Source organism: Bradyrhizobium sp. CCBAU 11357 (assembly GCF_028128865.1).
In the GTDB taxonomy this organism is placed as follows: domain Bacteria; phylum Pseudomonadota; class Alphaproteobacteria; order Rhizobiales; family Xanthobacteraceae; genus Bradyrhizobium.
Genome location: NZ_LBJW01000090.1, coordinates 15,770 through 38,941 on the forward strand (window position 1 = coordinate 15,770; position 23,172 = coordinate 38,941).

Here is a 23,172-nt window from a genome sequence, read left to right on the forward strand (position 1 = left end):
GCGTGGAATGAGCCCGTGCCAGCGTCTCCGCAGGATAGTCTGTCTGCAGCCGCCCAAATCCGTAAAGCCTAGAGGCGCAAGAAATTGCTGGCCGTAGCATATTTGGAGTTAGCCGGGGTTCGGACTGAGAACACGTTGCCAGCCGACTTGATTGTTGCCCACGAGCTTTTAGATCGGACATCAACTCAAGCTGCAGGTTGGAATCAGATACCGCCTCGGGCGTTATATGCCTTCAGTGCGTTGTCGAGGCACTTAAGTAACTCTTGTCCGCCAAATGGTTTGGCTAGGAAGCCAATTGCGCCCGCCTCCAGGGCTGACGTGCGCACACGCTCGCTGGGGAACGCTGTAATAAAAATGAATGGTGCTTCGTAGCCACGCGTCCGCATTTGCGCCAGCAGCTCCAGCCCGCTCATGGCCGACATCTGCACATCGGTAATGACACAGGATATCTCGTTCAACTGCGGCGACCGCAGGAGCGCCTCGGCCGACGCAAATATCTGCACGACGTAGCCACGCGATTTCAAGAGGTTCCCTGTCGCCGCACGGACTGAGGCGTCGTCGTCAACGACAGAAATCAAAGGCGTGGACAAGATAAGCCCTCCTGACGCGGGAACAGCGGCTGCCAAAGCACTAGCCACCTTCGGCGAAAGATGGGCTGGAGAGATGAAGCTGTAAAATCATACTTGCGTTTGTTCAGGACGACTTGCGCGAAGCCCCAGCGTCTCGCTCATTCTGATCAGCTCGGCGAGCGACCGGGCACGCATCTTTTTCATTACGTGACCCCGGTAGATCTTGACCGTAATCTCGGCGAGCCCAAGTTCGGCGGCTACCTGCTTGTTCATCAGGCCGGCCGTGACCAGTTTCATCACAGCCTGCTCTCGCGGGCTTAAGGTCTCGAATAGACACTGCAGGTTCGCGACGGTCCGCTGAGCTTCCCGTCTTTTGCGATCGCGTTCGGTCGCCGCAACCACGGCATCAAGCAGTTCCTGATCGCGGAAGGGCTTACTGAGAAAATCGACCGCACCTCCCTTCATGGCCCTGACGGTCATGGGAATGTCCCCATGACCAGTGATGAAAATGATCGGGATGTGTATGTTCAACCTGGCCAGCTCGGTCTGGTAGTCAAGGCCGCTCAGGCCTGGCAGCCGGACATCAAGAACTAGACAGCTCGGGACGTCCGGAATTGTGCTCTGCAGCATTTCCCGGGCCGATCCGAACGCAACGGCCTCCAATCCTACCTGTTTAAAAAGGTTAGTAAGCGAGCGGCGCACGGAGATGTCATCCTCAACGACAAAGACGATCGCCTTCGTCGAGGCCTCGGCACTGCTACCCTCACCTGGCGAGTCAAACGGTCCTGTCACTGGATGGCCTCCTTATGCACGGGCAGGACAAACTGGAAGGTCGCGCCCGGTTCATTTTTCTGAAGAAACGACAGCCGCCCTCCGTGAGCTTCCACGATAGAACGGCAGATCGAAAGTCCCATTCCAAGGCCACTCGACTTGGTGGTGAAGAAGGGATCCAAGACGTGGTCAGCGTCCTTCTCAGCGATCCCGACGCCGCAATCGGTCACGGCAAGCTGCACGCGCCCCAGATCGTCCTTGGATGATTGAATCAGGAGCTCGCGCGGCCGGTCTGCAATTGCGTCCATCGCCTCGATTCCGTTCATTACCAGATTGATGATCACCTGTTGTAGCTGAATTCGATCACCGAGGGTCCTAGGCAGCACGGCCATCAACTCGGTTCGTAACGTCACCCGGTGGCTCACCAGCTCTCGTGTTACCAGCGCAATGACGTCCCTGACGACATCATTAATGTCGAGCGGCACCATCTCAATCTCGCCTTTCTTCGCGAGTGCGCGAACACTACGGATCACCTCGCTTGCCCGGATCGCGTCTTCGATGATCCATTCCACTGAAGAGCGCGCTTCGGCAAGATCGGGAGCTTCGCGAGCCATCCATCCAAGGCACGCATCGGCGTTGGTGAGAATAGCGGCGAGTGGCTGGTTTATCTCGTGGGCGATGGAGGTTGTCAGTTCTCCTAACGCCGTTACACGCGTCACATGGGCAAGCTCCGCCTGTGCCTTTCGCAGGTCTTGTTCGGCCTGATCGGCGCGAATAATGGCTGTGATGTCAGTGCTGACGCCACGGTAACCCAGAAAATTGCCGTTTCCGTCGAAGAAAGGTTTGCCACTCGTGCGGACGTAGATCGGAGATCCCATCCTATTCACTGTGCGGTAGACGAGATCCCGAAACGGCTGATGCGCCTGCAACGTCGCCCGATGTTGCCGCCACTTTTCGGGCTCGTCTTCGACGTCGCACGCAATCTCCCAGCGAGGCAGGTCTATCAATCCTGTGGCCAAAATTCCTGCAGTGCTGGTGTGCTCGGATAAGCGAGTGACCCGATGATCTGGACCGGTCTCCCAGAGCCAGTCGGAAGCTGTTTCGGCGTAGTCGCGAAAGCGCTGTTCGCTTTCGCGCAGCGCGACAAGTGTGTTTTCCAGGCGTTCCCTAGCTGCGTGTTGATCGGTGACATCCATATGTGTTCCAATCAGCTCGCCGACCTTACCATCGCTAGTGGCGACAACATGCGCAACGGAGTGTATACGCCGTATCCCGCCATCTGGCAGAAGAACACGGAAATCATATTCGAACCGCTCCTGCTCCTTTTCTCTCGCCTGGCGCTGCACCTCCTGCAACCGCGGCAAGTCTTCCGGATGGATGCGCGAGCGAATGGTCTCTATCGATACCGGCTCTTGCGGGTTAAAGCCAAACAGTCGATCAACTTCCGCGGAGCGATAAACGAAATCTAGACCGTGGACGTCCCAGGACCAGCTGCCTGTGTGGGTGAGATGCTGGGCCTCGGCCAGATAGGCCTCGCTGCGACGCAACTGCTGTTCTGCTCTCCTCGCTGCCGTAATATCGGTAGCTGCCCCAACAAACTCGACTTCACCAGAAGCGGTTCTCGTGAGCCGTGCCTTCGCATGGATGTGCTTCACAGAGCCGTCTGGCAGCAGCAATCGATACTCGTGCTCGAAACCGCTCAAATCTCGCATCGCTCCATCGATAACCTCTTTAACCGAAGCCCTATCATCTGGGTGAGTGCGATCAACGACAAGCTGCGGCGAGGGGATCGTTTGAGGATCTAATTGGAAAATCCGAAATGTTTCCTTTGACCAGAACGCCTCGCCAGTGGTGGCGTTCCAGCTGAAGCTGCCTGTATGACTCAACTCCTGCGCCTGGGTTAAATGCGCTTCGCTCCGCTGCAGGGCAAGTTCGGTCTGCTTTCGCTCGGTGACATCTTCGCAGGCGATAAGGACAATGGGTCGGTCCTCGGCCCAAAGCATGGCCTTGGCGTTTTCACGTACCCACAATACGGAGCCGTCCTTCCTGACTTTCTGGACGTCCCACGTGCGCGATTGTCCAATATCCTCAAGGCACGCCCGAATGCATTTGTGAACGAATGCGCGATCCTCCTCAAGAAATATGCCGAGCACGGAGTGGCCAATCAGTTCTGCAGGAGCATAGCCGAGTTGTGTCGCGCCGAATGTATTGACATTAAGGACCGTGCCGGCTTCATCGACCATGAAGTACATGGCCGGATTGTGCTCGAAGATTGCTCGCCACCGTTTTTCACGATCCTCCAAATCCGCCGCACTCCGCTGAAGCTTGACCGCAGCTACACGCGCTGCCTCTCTTTCCTGGCGGAGCTTTCCGATCAGGTACGTTCCTACAATTGAGACAATAAAGAATGCGACAACCGCTGGCAGATCGCGGGGGTCATCGATTTGGAGGCTGAACGCCGGCGGCGCAAAGTAGTATGCGAGAGCAGCGATTGCCATGATGCAAAGCGCGGATGACGCGATGAAGCTGCCCATCAACGAAAATAGCAAGACTACTAGCAAATAGGCGAACGCCGTCGCGGCGAAATGGGCATTAAGATATACGCAACTCAATGTAACAGCGGCTAGCGTTATGCCGCCGAAGGTCAACTGAGGGGCTGAACGTTTAAGACTGCTGATCTGGATAGACATTTTAGACCGTCCGGGCTGTTCTCCGGCGGGAGAGCTATAGCATTTTAGGCAAAAATGGGGCAATCCTCGACGCTTGGATCGAGCGTGTCCGAGATTGATCACCTGCGGCCGAACTCAGCACACGCGGGGAAAAAACGCATTATAAACATGCGTATAGTTGTCCTAAACTTTTGATGAGGTGCCGCTGACGGGCAGCACTCGAAGCTGAAACTTCTGCTTTCCGCCCCTGCCGATAGCCCTCCCGGCATTCGTTTGAGCCTCCCCCGACGCGCCCTGCTTACGCCCCCGGGAACGAGGACCTTCGGCCGAGAAGTTGAAGCTAAATGATGAGGCGCGCCTCCGAACCGGCAATGAACAGAAACAAGCGGCCGACCCCCGGCACAGTCGGCGGAGGAAAGCACAGCCTTCACGTGCCGAGATAGGAACGAAAAGTTGCGCGAATCCTACCTGGCGATTAGGCCATCACGCCTAGCTGCGGAGGAGTCGTCTCCAATTGGTTTCGGTGGAAGGGTGCCGTAGACGACTGGCCGCATTCAGATGGACGGTAGCCTTGACCGCCCAGGAGGCGCCTTGAAGAAGCCCCTAGTTCTTTGATCGCGTGCTTTTCAGGGGGAGTTGCCTGGCCGGCGGTTAGGATCCAAGACCTACTTCATTGTGCTTGTAGGGTCGATAGTGGTCGAAACTGTAGGCTGGTTGAGCCGAGCCTGCAGCGTTCCGTGCTCCAGCTCGTCTTCCCACCAGGATACGAACACGGCCGCGATGCCATTGCCGATGATGTTTGTCAGGGCGCGCACCTCGCTCATGAACTTGTCGATCGAAAACACGATTGCCATGCCCGGCACCAGCGCTGGGTTTACCACCGACAATGTCGCAGCGAGGGTGATGAAGCCAGCGCCGGTGACGCCGCTCGCTCCCTTCGACGTTAGCATTGCCACGAGTAAGATCGTGAGCTGCTGGTTAAAGGAGAGATCGACCCCGAGTGCTTGGGCAATGAACAATGTTGCAAGTGTCATATAGATGTTGGTGCCGTCGAGGTTGAAGGAATAGCCAGTTGGCACCACCAGTCCGACGACCGTCTTCGAGCAGCCCAGCCGCTCGAGCTTCTCCATCAATTGCGGCAGCGCGCTTTCGGAGGATGACGTACCGAGCACGATCAGAATCTCGTCTTTGATATAGACAAGAAATTTGAAAATTGAAAAACCGACGAGGCGCGCGATCAGGCCGAGCACCACCACAACAAACAGCGCGGCTGTCGCGTAAAACAGCGCGATCAGACCGATCAAATTACCGAGTGCTGCCGGCCCAAACTTGCCGACCGTGAACGCCATGGCGCCGAAGGCGCCGACCGGGGCAGCTTTCATTATAATAGCGATTACGCCGAACACTGCGTGCGCGACGTCGTCAATCATGCCGCGCAGCCGCTCCCCACGCTTTCCCAGAGCCATTAGAGAAAAGCCGAAAAGGATCGCGAACAGGAGAACCTGCAGAACATCCCCGCGAGCGAAGGCGCCGACCACGCTATCGGGAATGATGTTGAGAAAAAAGTCGACGGTCTTCGAAGCTTCCGCCTGCTTGACGTAATTGGCGACGGCCGCAGCATCCGGCTTGACCGCAAGGCCATGGCCGATTTGGACGAGATTGCCCATAACAAGGCCCAACAGCAAGGCAAAGCTGGACACGATCTCGAAATAGAACAGCGCCTTGACGCCGACGCACCCAACTTTCTTCGCATCCTGAATATGCGCAATACCAGATGTGACGGTGCAGAAAATAATCGGCGCGATCACCATCTTGATGAGCTTGATGAACCCGTCACCGAGAGCCTTAATCCAGTCGTTGGTGGCTAGAGATGGCCAGAGGCAGCCGACCACGGCGCCCAGAAAAATCGCGATCAGCACCTGAACGTAGAGTATCTTATACCAAGCTTGCGACGCGCGTGCAGGCGCCGCAGTTGCCATGGTGGTCATGACGCTTCCTTCCCGAATATACTCGAATGTGAGCCGCCGCGCTTCAGAGGCGGCAGCGTCATACGAGACTCATCATTTTAGCCGTGTCCGATTAAAGACGGTTCCGGGGAGCCGGCGCGTCCTTCCAAAGGCAGGCGTGTAGTTACGTTGTCCATTCTCGTTAAGCAAGATATGCACCAGATGCCTAAACGGCGGCCGATTGATCGGTCGTGGACAAGTGGTCTGCCTGAGCGGCATTGGCTGAGTCGAGCGCGGACCGCATTCGCAAGGTCGCAAAAATAATTGCAGCGTAGCGCACATTGGCGGAGTTACGTCTCGACTGGGAGCCTTAGCGTGCTCGATATGCACACAGTGCTGAGATCGATGCAACAACACGTGGCATCGGTAAAATCGATAGTTTGGATCGCACGCATTTGTCGGATGGAAGCGCGGCCTGGGAAACAAGATTGTTCTGAAAAGCCTTTGATGGATGAACTGCGTTGTGGCTAGCGGCAAAGCGCGCTGTGCACGGGGCGTTTGTCCCCAGGTCTGTGCTGACGATCCGCATTGGCCAGGGCGGTCACGAGGCCGCCTCGCTCGCGGCCCCTCGCGCCTTTTGCGGCCTCGCAGAAGCAGCCTTACAACGAGTTCTCAGCTAACGCGTTCGTGTTGCTGCCAAACGGCGGGCTCCTGCCGTCCGCTCCACTACGGGCGCGGCGAGCCGTCGATCAACCACACAGGCATCTCTTCGGCCGATAAATTCTATCGCTTCGTTGCGAGGCCGTCACTGTCTGCTCGGGAACAAAGATGCCTGAAACCGGACAGGGTGTTAGGTCCACTCCAAAGTGCGTCGCCGTCCACGCGAATTTCTCTCGCACTGAGCATGGAGCTACCACTGTCCGCACCCGGCACACGAATTGCTGATCGCAAATGAGAAGTTGCCGCCGTCATATGATCCGAAGCGGACCTGCCACTGGAGTTGTCGATGAGGCTTGCGATGCCGCTCTTGCCGGTACAAACGAAGCGCGTGAATTTGGCGGCCGCCACGAGCGGCAGCGCGACCAACTGGCGATTTGCGACACCTCGCCGCGTGAGCCGCACGTGCAAGCCGCCACTGTCAGGATACGCCGGCCCGCGCTCCCTGGCGGGTTGACGCAGATGGATGTGGTTTGGGCAGAGATCTCGCAATCCCTTGCGCTCACGATTGAGCTCGCCAGCGTGACGACCGTGATCCTTCTCTTGATTAGTGTGCCCCTCGCTTGGTGGCTAGCACGCTCAAAGACTCTTGCGAGCGAGGCGGTGGCCACGATGATCGTCCTGCCGCTGGTCCTGCCGCCAACGGCTCTCGGTTTTTGCGTCCTCGTTTTGCTCGGTCCCCACGGACCGGGTGGCGTTCTCGCCTCTTTCTGGGGCGAGCACACGCTTGCCTTTACTTTCGCCGGAATCGTGGTCGGTTCGGTCCTCTCGGCGCTGCCGTTGGTCGTGCAGCCGATCCGTAACGCCTTTGTTGCGATAGGCGATTTCCCGTTGGAAACGACCGGGCGCGTTTCGCCGTTGTATGCCTTCATTGCCATCACGGCGCCGCCGGTGCGACTGGAGTTTGTTAAGGCCGCTGTGGTTGGCTTTTCTCATACAATCGGCACATTCGGCGTCGTGATGATGATCGGCGGCAATATTCCTGGGCGCACCAAGGTGTTGTCGGCCTACGTCGTAGACTACGTCCAAGCGTCGCGCTGGCGTGAGGCAAGTGTGGTTGCCGGTGGTATGGTGATGTTCGGCTTTGCGACAATCTTCACTTTGGCACTCATCGACAGACACTCTGCCAGGAGGGGCACCGAATCGTCTTAGGACTGCCGCCCGACATATCCGATAATGCCGGGCAGCAGCCTTGCGAACTGGATCCATCCATCCTTCCGAGGGTGCAATGAACAAGCTTGCTATCGCCGCGGCAGCTGCTGGACTCGCTCTCAATTCGGTGCACTGCGCGCCTCTGCCCGAAGTAGCGACCGATGAGGTCGGCGTTTTTCAGCAGCGCCTTGCCAAGCTAGACGAGTTTTTCGCCCGCGGGATCGCAAGTAAACGCGTGCCAGGCGCGGTGATTGCAATCGCGAGAGATGGCAAGCTGATTCACTACAAAGCGTACGGCCAACCCGACCCCGTAAAAGGAAGGCCGATGCGGCTCGATGCGATCTTCGCGCTTGCTTCTATGACCAAACCGATGGTGGCCGTTGCTGGGCTCATCCTTATGGAGGAAGGTCGGCTTCCTCTAAGGCCAAGCTTACGGATTATTACCCGGAATTTGCAAACATGAAGGTGGCAATGCCACAGCATGACGGCTCATTAGAATTTCAAAAGCAGAGTTCTGCGATCCACATCCACGACCTTTATCGCCTCACATCCGGACTCACCTACGGTGCGCCCGACAGCTCAGACCAAGTGGCGCGTCTCTATCCCGGTTTCGGCGATCCGCCCCCTAAGAGGCGATAAGCAGGCTTTCATCCAAGCGATTACCAAGCTGCCGCTAGCGCAGCAACCGGGGATGGAATTCGAATACGGCTTCTCGACCGATGTGCTGGGAGCTGTCATTGAACAGGTCAGCGAGCAGCGATTGGGCGACTGTCTCACCCGCAGCCTAGGAAGTCCATCACAATGCAAGATGCCACTTTCTATTTGTCGGAATGGCAACGCGAGCGTCTCGCGCGTCCATTTTCGGAGGACCCCCTGACGGGAAAGCCGCAAGACATCAAGCTCCTCGAAAGCCAGACGAAGTTTGACTGCGGGGGAGCCTGCGCATTTGCGATAGTGGGTGACTACGTGCGCTTTGGACAAACGCTGCTCAATGGCGGGGAGCTCGAGGGGCAGCGAATTCATGGTCCGAGGACTGTGCGCCACATGATCTCCATCCACCTTGGGCCAGGGATCAAGAATAGAGTCGCCAATGTCGAGCCGCATCGTGCCGGCTTCGGCTTCGGGCTTGGAGTGGCTGTACGGCTGACCGGCGCGCTCTCGGCGGTTCCGGGCAACCCAGGAGAGTTCACCTGGACTGGCGCCTACGGCACACAATTCTTCTGCGACCCAAAAGAGCGTCTGGTCGTGCTGGTCGGAACGGCGGCGCCCGGGGAAATCCGGAAGTGCTACCACGCACAAGTCCACTATACGTCTATGCCGCGATAGTGCGATAATTTACTTTCCACCGAAAGGTTCGATGATCCGCTTTGGGTACTAGGCAAACAGTGTTGCTAGTACGGATGGATGTCGACTGAGTGTTGCCGTTGTCATCTATCCGTGTCGGATTGATTGGACCAATACTTCAAGACGCGATCGCCTTCCGAAGAAGCCCCTGCAAGCCGGTGAGTGTCGCGATGCGCCCAGACGTCGCGCCTTGCCAACGATTGGCTTGCGTGATGAACGCTCCTTGATCATAACTCTATCTCTTGCCTACAGCGCCGTAGCGATTACGTGCGACCAGCCGCTATTACCAAAGTCAGATCGAATCGAGCCAGACCCTAAAGCAACGTCAGCGGGGCGCATCGCGGCTCGGTCCATTGCGGCCTCTCTTCCTCGCTCGACGGCCGCTTTTGGACGCCTGTGCAGTCGCGATCATGAGAGCTTGAACGCCTCGTTGATCAGCAATCGGGAAGCCTGATTTGGGAGCGGGCAGTGCAGTGCCGTCAACTGCACCAATTCTATTCGAAAATCAGGCTGATGAGTGTAGCGATTGTAGGGTAGTCTGCGTGCAGTGGTAAGCCATCGTACTGATTTGTTGATGTGCTCACATCTCCGAAACTGAACACCATTAGCAAGACGGATCCATGGCAAAGCTACTGGTGGGTGGCTGGGTTCACAATTTCGCAAATCTCAGCGGTCGCTTGATGTCTTAAGTGTTTCGCTTCGCTGGCCTGGTTCTTGCTAAACCGTCAGCAGTTCGTAGCGGCCACGACTACTCACTTGGAATGTTTCATGGATGATGCAACGGAAACGTTCTATAGCGTGATCAGACGTCAGGGTATCACGCGTCGTAGTTTCCATAAATTCTGTAGCGTGACGGCCGCGAGCCTGGGGCTTGGTTCGCTCACCGCAAGCAGTATTGCCCACGCCCTGGAGACCAAACCGCGTGTGCCCGTCATCTGGTTGCACGGGCTCGAGTGTACCTGTTGCTCGGAAAGCTTTATCCGCTCGTCCCATCCCTTGATTAAAGACGCGCTGCTGTCGATGATTTCGCTCGACTACGACGATACGATCATGGCGGCGGCTGGACACCAGGCTGGGGCCATCCTGGAAGAAACCCGTGCCAAGTACAAAGGCAGGTATGTGCTCGCAGTCGAAGGCAATCCGCCGTTGAAGGAGGGTGGCATGTTCTGCATTGACGGCGGCAAGCCGTTCGTTGAAAAGCTCAGGTGGATGGCAGAAGAGGCCATGGCAATCATCGCTTGGGGCACTTGTGCGTCCTGGGGATGCGTGCAAGCCGCCAAGCCCAATCCGACTGGCGCGGCGCCAATCGATAAGGTGATCACCGACAAGCCCATCATCAAGGTGCCAGGGTGCCCTCCTATCGCAGAGATCATGAGTGGTCTCGTGACGTTCATCGTCACGTTCGGAAAGCTTCCGGACCTCGATCGCCTAGGACGTCCAAGTATGTTTTACTCCGAGCGCATTCACGACAAGTGCTATCGCCGTTCCCATTTCGACGCTGGCCAATTCGTCGAGGAGTGGGACGATACGTACGCCCGCAAGGGCTATTGCTTGTACAAGATGGGCTGCAAGGGGCCAACGACCTACAATGCCTGTTCGGCCGTTCGGTGGAACGGCGGCGTTTCATTTCCCGTTCAATCCGGTCACGGCTGCCTCGGCTGTTCTGAGGACGGCTTCTGGGACAAAGGGTCATTTTACGACCGACTTACAACCATCAAGCAGTTCGGCATTGAGGAGAACGCCGACAAGATCGGCATGGCCACTGCCGGGGTGGTCGGGCTAACCGTCGCTGCCCATGCGGCGGTCACCGCCGTGAAGCGGTTGACCCACAAGCCGGATCGCGCGGCCGATAAAGGCAAACCGAGTTGAGGAGATACGACGGTGGCCGTCCAGACGCCGAATGGGTTTAGTCTCGATCGTTCCGGCAGGCGAATCGTCATCGATCCGCTGACGCGGATCGAAGGCCACTTGCGCGTCGAAGCCAATCTCGATTCCGACAATGTAATCCGCAATGCGGTCTCAAGCGGGACGATGTGGCGTGGCATCGAAGTCATCCTGCGCGGGCGCGATCCGCGCGACGCCTGGGCGTTCACCGAGCGGATCTGCGGGGTCTGCACCGGCACCCATGCGCTTGCCTCCGTGCGCGCGGTTGAAAATGCACTAGGAATCACCATTCCGGAGAATGCGAATTCGATCCGTAACATCATGCAGCTGTGCTTGCTCGTGCATGATCACCTCGTACATTTCTATCACTTGCATGCGTTGGATTGGGTCGACGTGGTTTCCGCGCTCAACGCCGATCCCAAGTCGACCTCCGCACTGGCGCAGTCTATCTCGCCCTGGCCGCTGTCATCCCCCGGCTATTTCAAAGATTTTCAGATCCGGCTCAACAAATTCTTCGGGTCAGGGCAACTCGGTCCGTTCAAGAATGGCTATTGGGGGCATCCGGCCTACAAGCTACCACCGGAAGCAAACCTGATGGCGGTAGCTCATTATATGGAAGCGCTCGACTTCCAGAAGGAGATCGTCAAGATCCAAGCTATCTATGGTGGCAAGAACCCGCATCCGAACTGGCTGGTCGGCGGCGTACCCTGCGCGATCAACATCGACGGAATCGGTGCGGTGGGTGCGATCAATATGGAACGACTGAATATCGTGTCCTCGATCATCGCTCGCTCGATCGAGTTTGTCGAGCAGGTCTATCTACCCGACATTGCTGCAATCTGCTCGTTCTATAAGGACTGGCTCTACGGCGGTGGTCTTTCGAGCAAAAGCGTGATGTCCTATGGCGACATCCCCGAAAACGCCAATGACTGTTCTGCGAAAAGTCTCAAGCTGCCGCGCGGGGTCATTCTTAATGGCAATCTCAAGGAAATACTGCCGATCGATCATGGTGATCCCGAGCAGATCCAGGAATTCGTGGCACATTCATGGTATAAATACCCCAGCGATTGCGGTGCGCTGCATCCCTGGGACGGCATCACTGAGCCGAGTTTTAAACTTGGGCCAGAATTCAAAGGCAGCAAGACAGATATCAGGGAACTCGACGAAGGCGGCAAGTATTCCTGGATCAAAGCGCCGCGCTGGCGCGGCCACGCCGTCGAGGTCGGGCCGTTGGCACGATACATCGTTGGTTATGCGCAAGGCAAAGCCGAGTTCAAGGATCCCGCCGAGAGACTGCTCAAGGGGCTCAATCTCCCTCTGACTGCGCTGTTCTCGACCCTTGGCCGTACAGCGGCGCGGGCGCTCGAATGCCAGTGGGCGGCGCATCAGATGCGTTATTTTCAGGATAAGCTCGTAGTCCAGCTCAAGGCAGGCAATACGGCAACTGCCGACGTTGGCAGGTGGCGCCCGGAAAGCTGGCGTAAGGAGGCCAAGGGCTATGGGTTCACTGAGGCGCCTCGCGGTGCACTCGGCCACTGGATCAAGATCAAGGACGCTAAGATCGACAATTATCAATGTGTCGTTCCGACGACGTGGAACGGATCTCCTCGGGATTCCAAAGGCAATATTGGCGCTTTTGAAGCTTCGCTGATCGGTACCCCGATGGCCGATCCGCAGCGGCCCCTGGAGATCTTGCGCACCATCCATTCCTTTGACCCGTGCTTGGCTTGCTCGACCCACGTGATGAGTCCTGAGGGCCAAGAAATGGCTTCAGTCAAAGTGCGTTAGGTCCATGCTGGATAGGGCTCGGAAGCTCCTCACGGCCGACGATGCGGCACCGACTGATCGCAGCATTGGCGTTGGCGTCGCCTACGTTTATGCGCCGGTCCGACTGTGGCATTGGGCTAACGCGGCGGCCATTCTGGTACTAAGTTTAACCGGCTACCTTATTGGGACCGGCACACCAGCGATGGAGGGAGAGGCAAGCGGCAATTTCCTGTTCGGCTATATCCGCTTTGCCCATTTCTCGGCGGGATATGTGGCCAGCGTTGGCTTTCTTCTGCGCATCTACTGGGCCTTGATGGGAAATGCGCATGCCATCCAAATCTTTTGCGTGCCGCTCTGGCGCGGGTGCTTTTGGCGGGAGGTGTATCAGGAGATTCGCTGGTATGCGTTCCTTACAGTGGAGCCTGACAGGCGCCCCGGGCACGATCGGCTTGCTCAGCTCGCAATGTTCTTCATGTTTACACAGACGATCACCTTCATGATCGTCACAGGCTTTGCACTTTATGGGCAAGGTGCCGGTACTGACAGCTGGCAGTACAAGGTGTTCGGCTGGGTGTTTTCAATCTGGCCGAACAGTCAGGACGTCCACACCTTGCATCATCTCGGCCTGTGGGTCATCGTGGTGTTCACGCTGGTCCACATCTACGCGGTGATCCGGGAACACATCATATCGCGCCGCAGCTTCTCTTCCAGGATATAGGCTGAGCGCGGGTTTGGCGATTGACCGGGAAGCGGATGCTCGATCCAAAAGACAAAAAACGGATCCTCGTGCTCGGCATCGGGAATATCCTGTGGGCCGATGAGGGCTTCGGCGTGCGTGTGGTCGAGGAGTTTCATAGCCGCTACGCCGTCGATAGTAATGTCACCGTCCTCGATGGCGGCACCCAAGGGCTCTACCTTGTCAGTTTTCTTGAGCGGGCTGATTGCCTGATCGTGTTCGATGCCATCGACTATGGATTGCTGCCCGGGCAGTTGGAGCTTGTACGAGATGACGAAGTGCCAAGATTTACTGGTGCCAAGAAAGTGAGCCTGCATCAGACCGGTTTTCAGGAGGTCTTGAGCGCGGCCGATTTTCTTGGCCGCCGCCCGCGAGAGCTCGCTCTCATCGGCTGTCAGCCGTTGGACCTGGAGAATTGGGGCGGTGCTCTGACCGCGCCGGTACGCTTTCAGATTGGGCCTGCGATTGAACTGGCTTGTAAGCTCCTGGCGCAGTGGGGCTCGCCGGCAAAACCGCGGGGCGCGCCGCTGCCTGCATCAGAACGGCTGTTGGCGAACAATATTGACCATGCGAATTATGAGATGAGGGCGCAGCCCGTCTAGCCTGCGACTGACAATGTGCCTTGGTTTGCCAATGACGATTGCTGAGACCGACGGCATCACGGCGCTGTGCGAGTATGGCAATGAACAGCGGCGTGTCTCGGTCATGCTGCTCGCCGATGTACCGGTCGGCGCCAAGGTGCTCGTTCATATCGACAGCGCGGTGCGCGTTTTAGACGACAAAGAAGCAAGGCTGATCTCGGAAGCACTTGACGGGCTTGAGGCCAGCCTCAAAGGCCAGGACATCGATCGATTCTTTGCGGACTTGATCGGTCACGAGCCACAATTGCCGGAGCACTTACGCTAGCCGTTCCGCTCGCTTGCGCCGACTGAGGGTTCTCACAAATCGAATTCCAATCGCAGGTAACGTTTGCCTGCAAAATATCAGGCGCTTCGCCGTTGGTCCGAGTGCGAGGCGCGGCCAGAGCATGATTGGCATGCGCCTTGCTAGCCGCCTGCTAGCAGAACCGAACAATATGAGAAAGGCGTCTGATGAAATTGCAGCCGGCGCAGCGTGGATCGGCGCGACCCCCTCCCTCCGACGTGGAGGGCGTCAGCGTCCATGCGCGCCTAGCCGCGCACGCTCAGGTGACGGTGACCGTGATGCCGCTGTCCGCGGCAGAGCTCCGGATCATCCAGCTCGCTTTCTTTCTTCCTGAAGTTGTCAGGAAGTTTCGGGAAGGCACGCAAGTCGCAGTGGTTTCCCGCATCGTTAGTGGCACACGAATCGGCAGGCTCGGCCGACGTAAGAGGCCGAGCGCATATGCTAGGCACGATGAACTCTGCCTGTTAGGCAAGAGATCGGGCCGTTTGCTTGCGATCAACCGCATCTCCCTACCGACCATTCGGGCACACGCCGCCAGCACTTGCGTCGGCAACTGCATTGCCCCTCGATGCAGAGAACGGAACATCGCATGATGAAACCAGCGATCCCCGTGGTATCCGGCGGCGCCGACCGGGCAACGAGCGACCTTGCCACTGGCTCTGCAAGTCTCGATGTATTCCATACCGACCCCATGAGTGCGCTCGCCGGCTGCGCCTGGCGCGATGCGCACGAGCGTGGAAGGAACTATCCGAACGCCACCTTGCTGGTAGCAAACGCCGCTGCTGCCGTTCGCGGTCAGGGAAGCGGTGCTCGGACACAACTGTACGGACTCGCACATCTCAACGATGACGAACGCAAGTTGATTGACGAATTGCTCGGAGCAGGTGAGGTGGCCGGCGTGGTTGCGCTGCCAGATGGTTCTTCGGCGCAAATCCGGGAGTCTGTGCTTGCGGGAATCTGGCGCCTGCGCATCGGCACCGAACCCGCGCATGAATATGTTGAGGTCGGGTCGATTCCGCAGATTGTTCGGCGTGCCGCAACTGACCTGACGTCCGCCGATCTCGTGATCGGCCTGCCGCCGAATGGCGCGATGAACGTTCAACCGGTGCTGGCCGAAATACGCGAGCGGGCGAGGGTCTGGCGATTAGGCATGCATGCCCATGTCATCAATCTGACGTCACTGCCAATGAGCATTATGGACTTGGCATTCCTACAGCAAAGCTTGGGCAATGGACCGGTCCAACTCATGTTGCGCGGCTACGGCGCCTGCCGAGTGCGGGCGACGGGGATCAGGAACGTCTGGTGCGTGCAGTTCTTCAATTCTACGGACGACATCATCCTTGATACGCTCGAGGTCGGCGGCGTGCCGATTGTTGCGTTGGCTGCCGATGAGGATTTCCAGGACTCAGCCGAGCGCATGCAGGAAATTATCGAGGCGTATTTCACATGAAGACGCCGGGCATTCGGCATCGGGTGGGATCCCGCAGACGGCGCATGCGCATGGACTACAGCTTACGCGGGATGATGGCGGAGTGTTGCGCATGAGCCTTGTTGCCCGCAACAAAATCGATGTCCGCATATTGCTAGCTGACGACAAAGTCGCCTCGGTCGAGATCCTGCCGCGAGTCCGGCCGCCGCTGGCGGGGGTGTTCGCCGGAAAGGAGCCTTCGACAGTGCTCAACGTGCTGCCGCGGCTTTTCGCGTTGTGTGTCGCTGCGCAGCAAACTGCATTATTGTCCGCCATCGAGACGGCGCGCGACGAAGTGATCACCCGCGCAACAAGGCAGCAGCGTATTGCACTTATCGTGACTGAGCGCATCGCGGATTTGGCGCGGAGCCTTTTTGTCGGACATCTTACGTTAGATGTCGCCAGTGCGGCGGCAATCCGTTCCCTGATGTCGGAATTGTCAGCGTTTGTCCGCTCCGCACAGCCAGCCTGGAGCTCCGCTCAACGCGAAGCAACCGCGCGGATTGTCGCTGCAATGGCCGCGCTCGGTCTACATGAGGGGGAGGCGCTGAGGTCCGATAGCCCGCTGGCGCTTCGCGTTGCGGCGCTTAATGACGTGGACGTGAAGTCAATTTCCGCGGGGCACTCATTCCTGTCTGTTGCTGACGACCCCAACATCACGAAACGGTTGCTCGGGGATGACTCGACGTTCTGCTATTGTCCCGATGTTGACGGACATGTGCCCGAGACGGGTCCATGGGCGCGCCAGGTCAGCCGGGATCGGGTCCCGCTGGGACCCTTCGGTGCGGCCGAGCGGCTGATGGCCAGAATTAATGAAGTCCTCCGGCTATGTGCCTGGCTCAAGGCCGGCGCACAGATTGGCGCCGCGGAGCATGGGATCATCGAAAGATATAAGCTAGGGCCGCGCCGTGCAGCGGCCGCGGTCGAATGCGCTAGGGGCCGTCTCTACCACGCGGTTGAACTCGATGCTCAGGGCCGAATATCCCGCTTCGAATTCCTTGCGCCGACGGAGTGGAATTTCCACCGGCGCGGACCGCTTGTACGGAACCTGCAAGGCGCGGTGCTGACGGCTCGGAGACGCGAAGATGCAGTCCACGCGGTGATTACATCGCTCGATCCGTGCGTCGCGTTCACCCTCAACGTTAGAGAAGTTCGCGATGCATGAAATGGCGATTTGTCTTGGCATCATTCAGATCGTCGAGGAGAAGGTACACGAGCGATCCTCTTCGCGGGTGCGAAGCATCTGTCTGGAGATTGGAGCGCTGAGTCATGCGGCGCCTGAAGCGATCAGGTTCTGCTTTGCTGCCGCTGCAAGGCGGACCGTTGCCGAGAGCGCGGCTCTTAACATCGTCGAACTGCCAGGTGTTGCCTGGTGCATGGGGTGTTCGAAGAGCGTCGAAATTGCTCGGCGCGGTGAGTGCTGCCCTTGCTGCGGCAGCTATCACTTGCAGGTGACCGCGGGCGAACAGATGCGCGTGAAAGAGCTGGAGATCGATTGATGTGTACTGTTTGCGGCTGCCACCAAGGGACGCCGTCCACAAAACGCGCCGAGAGCCATGAGCGATCCCTTCAGGACGATCGCGATTGCCATTCTGCCCTTCCGCCGGGCGGCCGGTGGCCGCCGCCGTCAAACCACGCTGGTGATAGCCATAATCACTGTGATCGCTCAGCCAATCACCAGGCGCATAACGCACAGGCGCTTCCGAGCGGCGGCGATCCGCCTTATTTGAGTGGCTGTGGCATGAGAAAAAGGCGGCGCGTTGAGATTGAGCGCGATATTCTGGACAAGAATAATGGAATTGCGGCGAACAATCGCGCGCTCTTCGTAGCCGATGACCTGCTTGTATTTAATCTTTTGTCCAGCCCCGGTGCCGGCAAAACGACACTGCTCGTCCGCGCGGTGTCCGAGCTCAAGTGCAGCCGGTGGGTCGGGGTCATCGAAGGGGACCAGCAGACCTCGAATGATGCCAAACGTATTCAGGCCGCCGGCGTCCCAGCCGTTCAAATCAATACCGGCAAGAATTGTCACCTCGACGCTGCAATGATTGGCGAGGCTTATCGCCGCCTGCCGCTGCTCTCGGGCGGTATTCTCTTCATCGAGAACGTTGGTAATCTGATCTGTCCCGCTGCCTTCGATCTTGGCGAAACCTGCAAGATCGTTGTGTTCTCGATTACTGAAGGTGAAGACAAGCCGCTCAAATATCCTGATGTGTTTGCCGCTTCGTCGCTCATGGTGATTAACAAAATTGATCTAGCGTCGCTGGTCGAATTCGATGTGGGCAAGGCCATCGAATACGCCAGACGGGTCAACCCAAAGATCGACGTGATTGTAGTTTCGGCTCGGACTGGCGAAGGCTTTGCCGCGCTCTACGCCTGGATCGATAGACAGGCGGGCCGTCAGAGGCGCGCCTTCGAGGACACAGGGCGATGAGCGCCGCAGCCACCTGCGACCGAACACGGCTGCGCGTGGTCGTGAGTGGGGCAGTGCAAGGGGTCGGCTTTCGTCCTTACGTCTATGGACTTGCCATTCGGTATGGATTGGCGGGGTTTGTCATCAATGGCCCTGAGGGCGTTATCATTGAGGTTGAGGGCCACCGTGCCTCGGAGTTTGTCGCCACGTTGCCGCTCGAGGCGCCTCCATTGGCACGGATAGTAGACATCTGCGTTCGCGAGACTGCGGCGCTCGCAGCGAAGGGCTTTTCGATCGGGACGAGCGAAGCCGGCAAATTGTCAACGCAGATCGTCGCTGACGCCGCGGTCTGCCAGCAATGCCTCAAAGAGCTATTCGATCCAGAAAATCGGCATTTCCTTTACCCTTTCATTAGTTGCTGCCATTGCGGCCCACGCTACACCATCGCCGAACGGCTTCCGTACGATCGCCGCAACACTGTGATGAGGGCTTTTAGTTTGTGCGCCGCGTGCGTGGCTGACTATGCCAATCCGGCAAGCCGCAGGTTTCACGCGGAGGCGATCGCGTGCCCAGCATGCGGTCCTCGGCTTAGCCATGGGATCAGCGATATTGTCGCGGCAATCGCGCGGGGGCAGATCGTGGCGATAAAGGGGTTGGGAGGATACCAGCTTCTTTGCGATGCGCGTAATCAGGACGCCGTGCAGCGTTTGCGCAGGAGAAAGCACCGCCTCCAGAAGCCGTTCGCGGTTTTGGTCGACTCCGTCGAGCGCGTCAGCGAGATCGCGGAGGCGAACGCGCCCGAGCTAGCGCTGCTAGAATCCGTAGCTCGTCCGATCGTCCTCCTGCCATCGCGCCACAATCTGGCGCCCGCCATATCTCCTGGTTTATCGCGAGTGGGTATCATGCTGCCCGTAGTGCCGCTGCATCACCTCATCTTCCATGCGCTTCGCTCGCGAGGTGTGCGTGCGGGTTGTAGCCCGGTCATGGTGGCCACCAGTGCCAATCTTTGCGGCGAACCGCTCCTGATTGATAACGCGCAGGCGTTGCGGCGGCTCAACGGAATCGCCGATCTTGTTGTGACCCATGATCGCGATATCTTGACGCGTGCTGATGATTCCGTGGTTTCGGTGGTGGCTGGCCGGCCGCAATTCGTTCGTCGTGCCCGTGGCTATGTTCCTGAGCCGATCCGCCTTGCGAGAGCCGTCCCGCCCGTGCTCGCCGTTGGCGGCGAACTGAAATCAACCGTCACCATCACCCGGGACAACCAAGCGTTCGTCTCTCAGCATATTGGCGATCTAAATACGGCCGAAGGTATCCGTGCATTCGAGAAGACGATCCGACACCTCACATCGAGCCTTGACGTGGAGCCTGTCGCGTTCGCCCATGATCTGCATCCCGATATGGCTTCTACCCGCTTTGCGCAAGCAAATGCTCGGGCGCTGGTCGCGGTCCAGCATCACCACGCACACGCTGCCGCAGTGATCGCCGAGCATGGCCATGCGGGACCAGCGCTTGCCCTGGTGCTCGATGGCCATGGCTTCGGCTCCGACGGCGGTAACTGGGGTGGCGAACTATTGTTGTGCGAAGGGACGTGGTTCCGACGCATCGGGCACTTAGCGCCCCTGCAGATGCCTGGTGGAGGTCGTGCAGCCCGCGAGCCGTGGCGCATGGCGAGCGCAGTATTACACGGGCTCGGTAGGGGTAACGAAATCAGGCAGCGCTTTGCGGCGCAACGGCAAGCCGGGCGTGTGTCGGACTTGCTCGATCAGCCCGGCGGGACCACCACGACCAGTGCGGGACGGTTGTTCGACGCGGCTGCGGCGCTGCTGGGGATTGCGCATTTGCAGAGCTATGAGGGCGAAGCAGCGATGAAGCTCGAAGCGCTGGTGCGGCGGCCTGTGATTCTCGAAGCCGGCTGGACGATCGATGGCGGCGTGCTGTCGCTTGGTCCGCTATTTTCGCGGTTGATTGCTGACGACATTGACGCCGCAGGCGGAGCCGGGCTGTTTCATGGCACTTTCGTCGCGGCCTGTGTGGACTGGGTCACACGCTCTGCGCGGACAAGCGGCGTCAATACCGTCATTCTGAGCGGCGGCTGCTTCCTGAACGCGGTGCTGGCGGACGAGATCCCGCGCGGTTGCAGCGCTGCCGGTCTTACACCGTTGGTGCCGCGGCGGCTGCCGCCCAGTGATGGCGGTTTGAGCCTTGGCCAAGCCTGGATTGCTGCACTACAGATTGCTCAACAGTCGTCCGCCAGGGGAGGAACTGCCTGACATGTGTCTTTCGGTTCCGGCGAAGATCGCGAAAATTCTACCCAACGACATGGCTCTCGTGTCGATCGAAGGCATCAGCCTGGAGATATCGATTGCCCTCGTCGACGAGCTCCATGTCGGCGATTACGTCCTTATCCATGTCGGCTACGCGCTCGCCAAGATCGATCCGACAGAAGCCAAACGCACGCTGGAGCTCCTGCAGGAGCTAGGCAGTGCCTCGCAGGAATGCCGATCATGAAGTATTCTGATGAATTTCGCGACAAGATCATCGCGCAGGGACTTGCGCGTGCGATTGACGCCGAGGTCAGTTCGCAAAGAGCCTATCGGTTCATGGAATTTTGCGGCGGACACACTCATGCGATCTCCCGCTACGGACTCGAGGATCTGCTGCCCGCGAACGTCCGGATGATCCACGGGCCCGGTTGTCCCGTCTGCGTTCTGCCCGCGAGCCGAATCGACATGGCGATCCGGCTCGTCGACCGACCAGAGGTCACTCTCTGCGTCTACGGCGACTTGATGCGCGCGCCCGGGTCGCAAGGACAATCCCTGTTGCGAGCCCGAGCGCTGGGCGCTGACATTCGTATGGTCTACTCGACGCTCGACGCTATCGGGCTCGCCGAACAGATGCCGGGCCGCGAGGTGGTCTTCTTTGCCATCGGATTTGAGACCACGACGCCCCCAACGGCGGTCATGATCCGGATTGCCGAGAGCAAGCGGATGGAGGGCCTGAGCGTGTTCTGCAATCACGTGCTTACACCCTCTGCGATGCACAGCATTCTCGAGAACCCGAAGATCCGCAACACCGGCGGCGTCCCAATTGACGGGTTCATCGGGCCTGCACATGTCAGCACCATTATTGGTACGCAGCCTTACGAGCCCCTGGCAGAACAGTTCGAGAAGCCGATCGTGGTCGCGGGATTTGAACCCCTCGACGTGCTGCAAGCTATATTGATGCTGGTGCGGCAAGTGAATCAACACCGCTACGAGGTAGAAAACCAATACAGCCGTGCAGTGACACGCGAAGGCAATCGCCGCGCCAAGGGCGAGGTGTCGCAGGTATTCGAACTGCGTGATCAGTTTGAATGGCGGGGGCTTGGACTCGTACCCAACAGCGGACTGAAGCTGAAGCGGTCTTATGCAAACTTCGACGCCGAGACGCGTTTTGGGATCCACGACATGCGTGTCGCAGACAATCCGGCGTGCGAGTGCTGCGCGATCCTGCGTGGCGCCAAACGGCCGGTCGATTGCAAGTTGTTTGGAAACACCTGCACGCCGGAAACGCCCATAGGGGCCTGCATGGTGTCATCAGAAGGCGCTTGTGCGGCGTATTGGACCTATGGCCGAGTTCACGATGAACAGGTGAGGCAGAGGTCATGAGCGTGAAAGCCTATCCACGCAAGCTCGACGTAAAGAACGGGCGCGTTGAACTTTGCCACGGATCCGGGGGCCGTGCCATGGCACAGCTGATCTCCGGCCTTTTTCACCAAGCCTTCGGAAATGAATGGCTCGCCCGCTGCAATGATCAGTCGGCGTTTGACGTTTCGGCCGGCAGGATGGTGATGACGACCGACGGCTATGTGGTTACACCACTGTTCTTTCCCGGCGGCAATATCGGGTCATTGGCTGTGCACGGCACGATTAATGATCTTGCGATGTCCGGTGGGCGTCCCCTCTATTTGTCGGCCAGCTTTATCATCGAGGAGGGTTTCCGGTTTTTGGATCTGAAGACGATCGCGGATTCGATGGGCGCGGCAGCACGCGGGGCCGGCATTTACATCATTGCCGGGGACACCAAGGTCGTCGAGCGCGGCAAGGCAGACGGTCTGTTCATCTCCGTGGCCGGGATCGGGCTTGTGGCCGATGGGCTGGATCTATCCGCCGACAAGGTAAGGGTCGGTGATCGTGTGCTGGTGTCCGGAAGCCTCGGCGACCATGGGGTGGCGATCATGTCAAAACGTCAGAACGTCGCTTTTCAAACCGAAATCGTCTCGGACTCAGCAGCGTTGCATAATCTCGTAGCGGTCATGATTGCCGCCGGCGGCGGCGGCATCCGGGTGATGCGCGACCCCACGCGCGGCGGGCTAGCTGCGGCTCTCAATGAGATTGCGCATCAATCCGACCTTGGGTTCCATCTGCAGGAATCAACCATTCCTGTGAAGCCTGCGGTTGCGGCTACTTGCGAGCTGCTTGGACTCGAGCCGATCCATGTCGCCAACGAGGGCAAGCTCGTTGCGATCGTCGCGCCTGGTTCGGCCGATGCCGTGCTTGCTGCCATGAAAGCGCACCCGCTCGCGACCGATGCAGCTGATATTGGCGAGGCGGTGGCTGACGATCACAAATTTGTGCAGATGACCACCGGTTTCGGCGGTCGACGCGTCGTCGACTGGCTGTGGGGCGAACAATTGCCTCGGATCTGTTGAACAGGGTCCGCAGCGTCCATTTTCTGGAAGCCATCAGTGGCCATTGGCCATCAACTCCTGGAGCGCTATCGCTTGATAGGCAATCCTGCCAAACACGCGAAACGTCATCTTTACTGCTTTCG

The 23,172-nt window shown here is 58.4% G+C and carries 18 protein-coding genes and 1 pseudogene; 15 read left to right on the forward strand and 4 right to left on the reverse strand.

All coding sequences use genetic code 11. The annotated features are described in order from the left end of the window. Nucleotides 1-203 precede the first annotated feature (203 nt). The 4 genes from XI05_RS12165 to dctA form a co-directional block, all read right to left on the reverse strand. Complete coding sequence (locus tag XI05_RS12165) at nucleotides 204-590, reverse strand: response regulator transcription factor (RefSeq protein ID WP_271501828.1); 387 nt, start codon at nucleotides 588-590, stop codon at nucleotides 204-206. Nucleotides 591-677: 87 nt separating this feature from the next. Next, entirely contained in the window at nucleotides 678-1,361 is a 684-nt protein-coding gene (locus tag XI05_RS12170; RefSeq protein ID WP_271501830.1) for a response regulator transcription factor, read from the reverse strand. After that, the gene (locus tag XI05_RS12175; protein WP_271501832.1) at nucleotides 1,358-4,030 is read right to left on the reverse strand and encodes a PAS domain S-box protein; all 2,673 of its coding nucleotides are present in this window, start codon (nucleotides 4,028-4,030) and stop codon (nucleotides 1,358-1,360) included. The genes XI05_RS12170 and XI05_RS12175 overlap by 4 nt, the downstream gene beginning before the upstream one ends. 644 nt (nucleotides 4,031-4,674) lie before the next feature. Beyond that, nucleotides 4,675-5,997 (reverse strand): C4-dicarboxylate transporter DctA, encoded by a 1,323-nt coding sequence (gene dctA, locus XI05_RS12180; RefSeq protein WP_271501833.1) that lies wholly within the window; start codon nucleotides 5,995-5,997, stop codon nucleotides 4,675-4,677. 1,137 nt (nucleotides 5,998-7,134) lie between these two features. Here dctA and XI05_RS12185 point away from each other — a divergent pair. From XI05_RS12185 to hypE, 15 genes and pseudogenes are all read left to right on the forward strand, one after another. Further along, the gene (locus tag XI05_RS12185; RefSeq protein WP_271501870.1) at nucleotides 7,135-7,824 is read left to right on the forward strand and encodes a molybdate ABC transporter permease subunit; all 690 of its coding nucleotides are present in this window, start codon (nucleotides 7,135-7,137) and stop codon (nucleotides 7,822-7,824) included. A 76-nt stretch (nucleotides 7,825-7,900) separates the two neighbouring features. Then, nucleotides 7,901-9,158, forward strand: a pseudogene (locus XI05_RS39755) (serine hydrolase domain-containing protein). 778 nt (nucleotides 9,159-9,936) lie between these two features. Next, nucleotides 9,937-11,037, forward strand: coding sequence for a hydrogenase small subunit (locus XI05_RS12205; protein ID WP_271501839.1), 1,101 nt, complete (start codon nucleotides 9,937-9,939; stop codon nucleotides 11,035-11,037). 12 nt (nucleotides 11,038-11,049) lie between these two features. Next, nucleotides 11,050-12,840 carry a nickel-dependent hydrogenase large subunit gene (locus tag XI05_RS12210; protein ID WP_271501840.1) on the forward strand — a complete coding sequence of 597 codons (1,791 nt, stop codon included), beginning with the start codon at nucleotides 11,050-11,052 and terminating at the stop codon, nucleotides 12,838-12,840. Between the two features lie 4 nt (nucleotides 12,841-12,844). Further along, nucleotides 12,845-13,537: a Ni/Fe-hydrogenase, b-type cytochrome subunit gene (gene cybH / locus XI05_RS12215; RefSeq protein WP_271501841.1), complete on the forward strand. Its 693-nt coding sequence runs from the start codon at nucleotides 12,845-12,847 to the stop codon at nucleotides 13,535-13,537. A gap of 35 nt (nucleotides 13,538-13,572) precedes the next feature. After that, nucleotides 13,573-14,157: a HyaD/HybD family hydrogenase maturation endopeptidase gene (locus XI05_RS12220; protein ID WP_271501842.1), complete on the forward strand. Its 585-nt coding sequence runs from the start codon at nucleotides 13,573-13,575 to the stop codon at nucleotides 14,155-14,157. A gap of 13 nt (nucleotides 14,158-14,170) precedes the next feature. Then, nucleotides 14,171-14,461: a HypC/HybG/HupF family hydrogenase formation chaperone gene (locus XI05_RS12225; RefSeq protein WP_271501843.1), complete on the forward strand. Its 291-nt coding sequence runs from the start codon at nucleotides 14,171-14,173 to the stop codon at nucleotides 14,459-14,461. A gap of 610 nt (nucleotides 14,462-15,071) precedes the next feature. After that, entirely contained in the window at nucleotides 15,072-15,929 is an 858-nt protein-coding gene (locus XI05_RS12230; RefSeq protein WP_271501872.1) for a hydrogenase expression/formation protein, read from the forward strand. A gap of 91 nt (nucleotides 15,930-16,020) precedes the next feature. Then, the gene (locus tag XI05_RS12235; protein WP_271501844.1) at nucleotides 16,021-17,112 is read left to right on the forward strand and encodes a hypothetical protein; all 1,092 of its coding nucleotides are present in this window, start codon (nucleotides 16,021-16,023) and stop codon (nucleotides 17,110-17,112) included. Beyond that, a complete protein-coding gene (gene hypA, locus XI05_RS12240) occupies nucleotides 17,105-17,446 on the forward strand; it encodes a hydrogenase maturation nickel metallochaperone HypA (RefSeq protein WP_271501845.1) in 342 nt (113 codons plus the stop codon). The genes XI05_RS12235 and hypA overlap by 8 nt, the downstream gene beginning before the upstream one ends. Then, complete coding sequence (hypB, locus tag XI05_RS12245) at nucleotides 17,446-18,378, forward strand: hydrogenase nickel incorporation protein HypB (RefSeq protein WP_271501846.1); 933 nt, start codon at nucleotides 17,446-17,448, stop codon at nucleotides 18,376-18,378. Before hypA ends, hypB begins: the two co-directional genes overlap by 1 nt. Continuing rightward, the gene (gene hypF / locus XI05_RS12250) at nucleotides 18,375-20,630 is read left to right on the forward strand and encodes a carbamoyltransferase HypF (protein WP_271501847.1); all 2,256 of its coding nucleotides are present in this window, start codon (nucleotides 18,375-18,377) and stop codon (nucleotides 20,628-20,630) included. Before hypB ends, hypF begins: the two co-directional genes overlap by 4 nt. 1 nt (nucleotide 20,631) lies before the next feature. After that, on the forward strand, nucleotides 20,632-20,868 hold the full coding sequence (locus XI05_RS12255) for a HypC/HybG/HupF family hydrogenase formation chaperone (protein WP_271501848.1): 237 nt from the start codon (nucleotides 20,632-20,634) through the stop codon (nucleotides 20,866-20,868). Beyond that, nucleotides 20,865-22,007: a hydrogenase formation protein HypD gene (gene hypD, locus XI05_RS12260; protein WP_271501852.1), complete on the forward strand. Its 1,143-nt coding sequence runs from the start codon at nucleotides 20,865-20,867 to the stop codon at nucleotides 22,005-22,007. The genes XI05_RS12255 and hypD overlap by 4 nt, the downstream gene beginning before the upstream one ends. Next, nucleotides 22,004-23,050, forward strand: a complete 1,047-nt coding sequence (gene hypE / locus XI05_RS12265; protein WP_271501854.1) for a hydrogenase expression/formation protein HypE — start codon at nucleotides 22,004-22,006, stop codon at nucleotides 23,048-23,050. Before hypD ends, hypE begins: the two co-directional genes overlap by 4 nt. The last annotated feature ends 122 nt before the right edge of the window (nucleotides 23,051-23,172 follow it).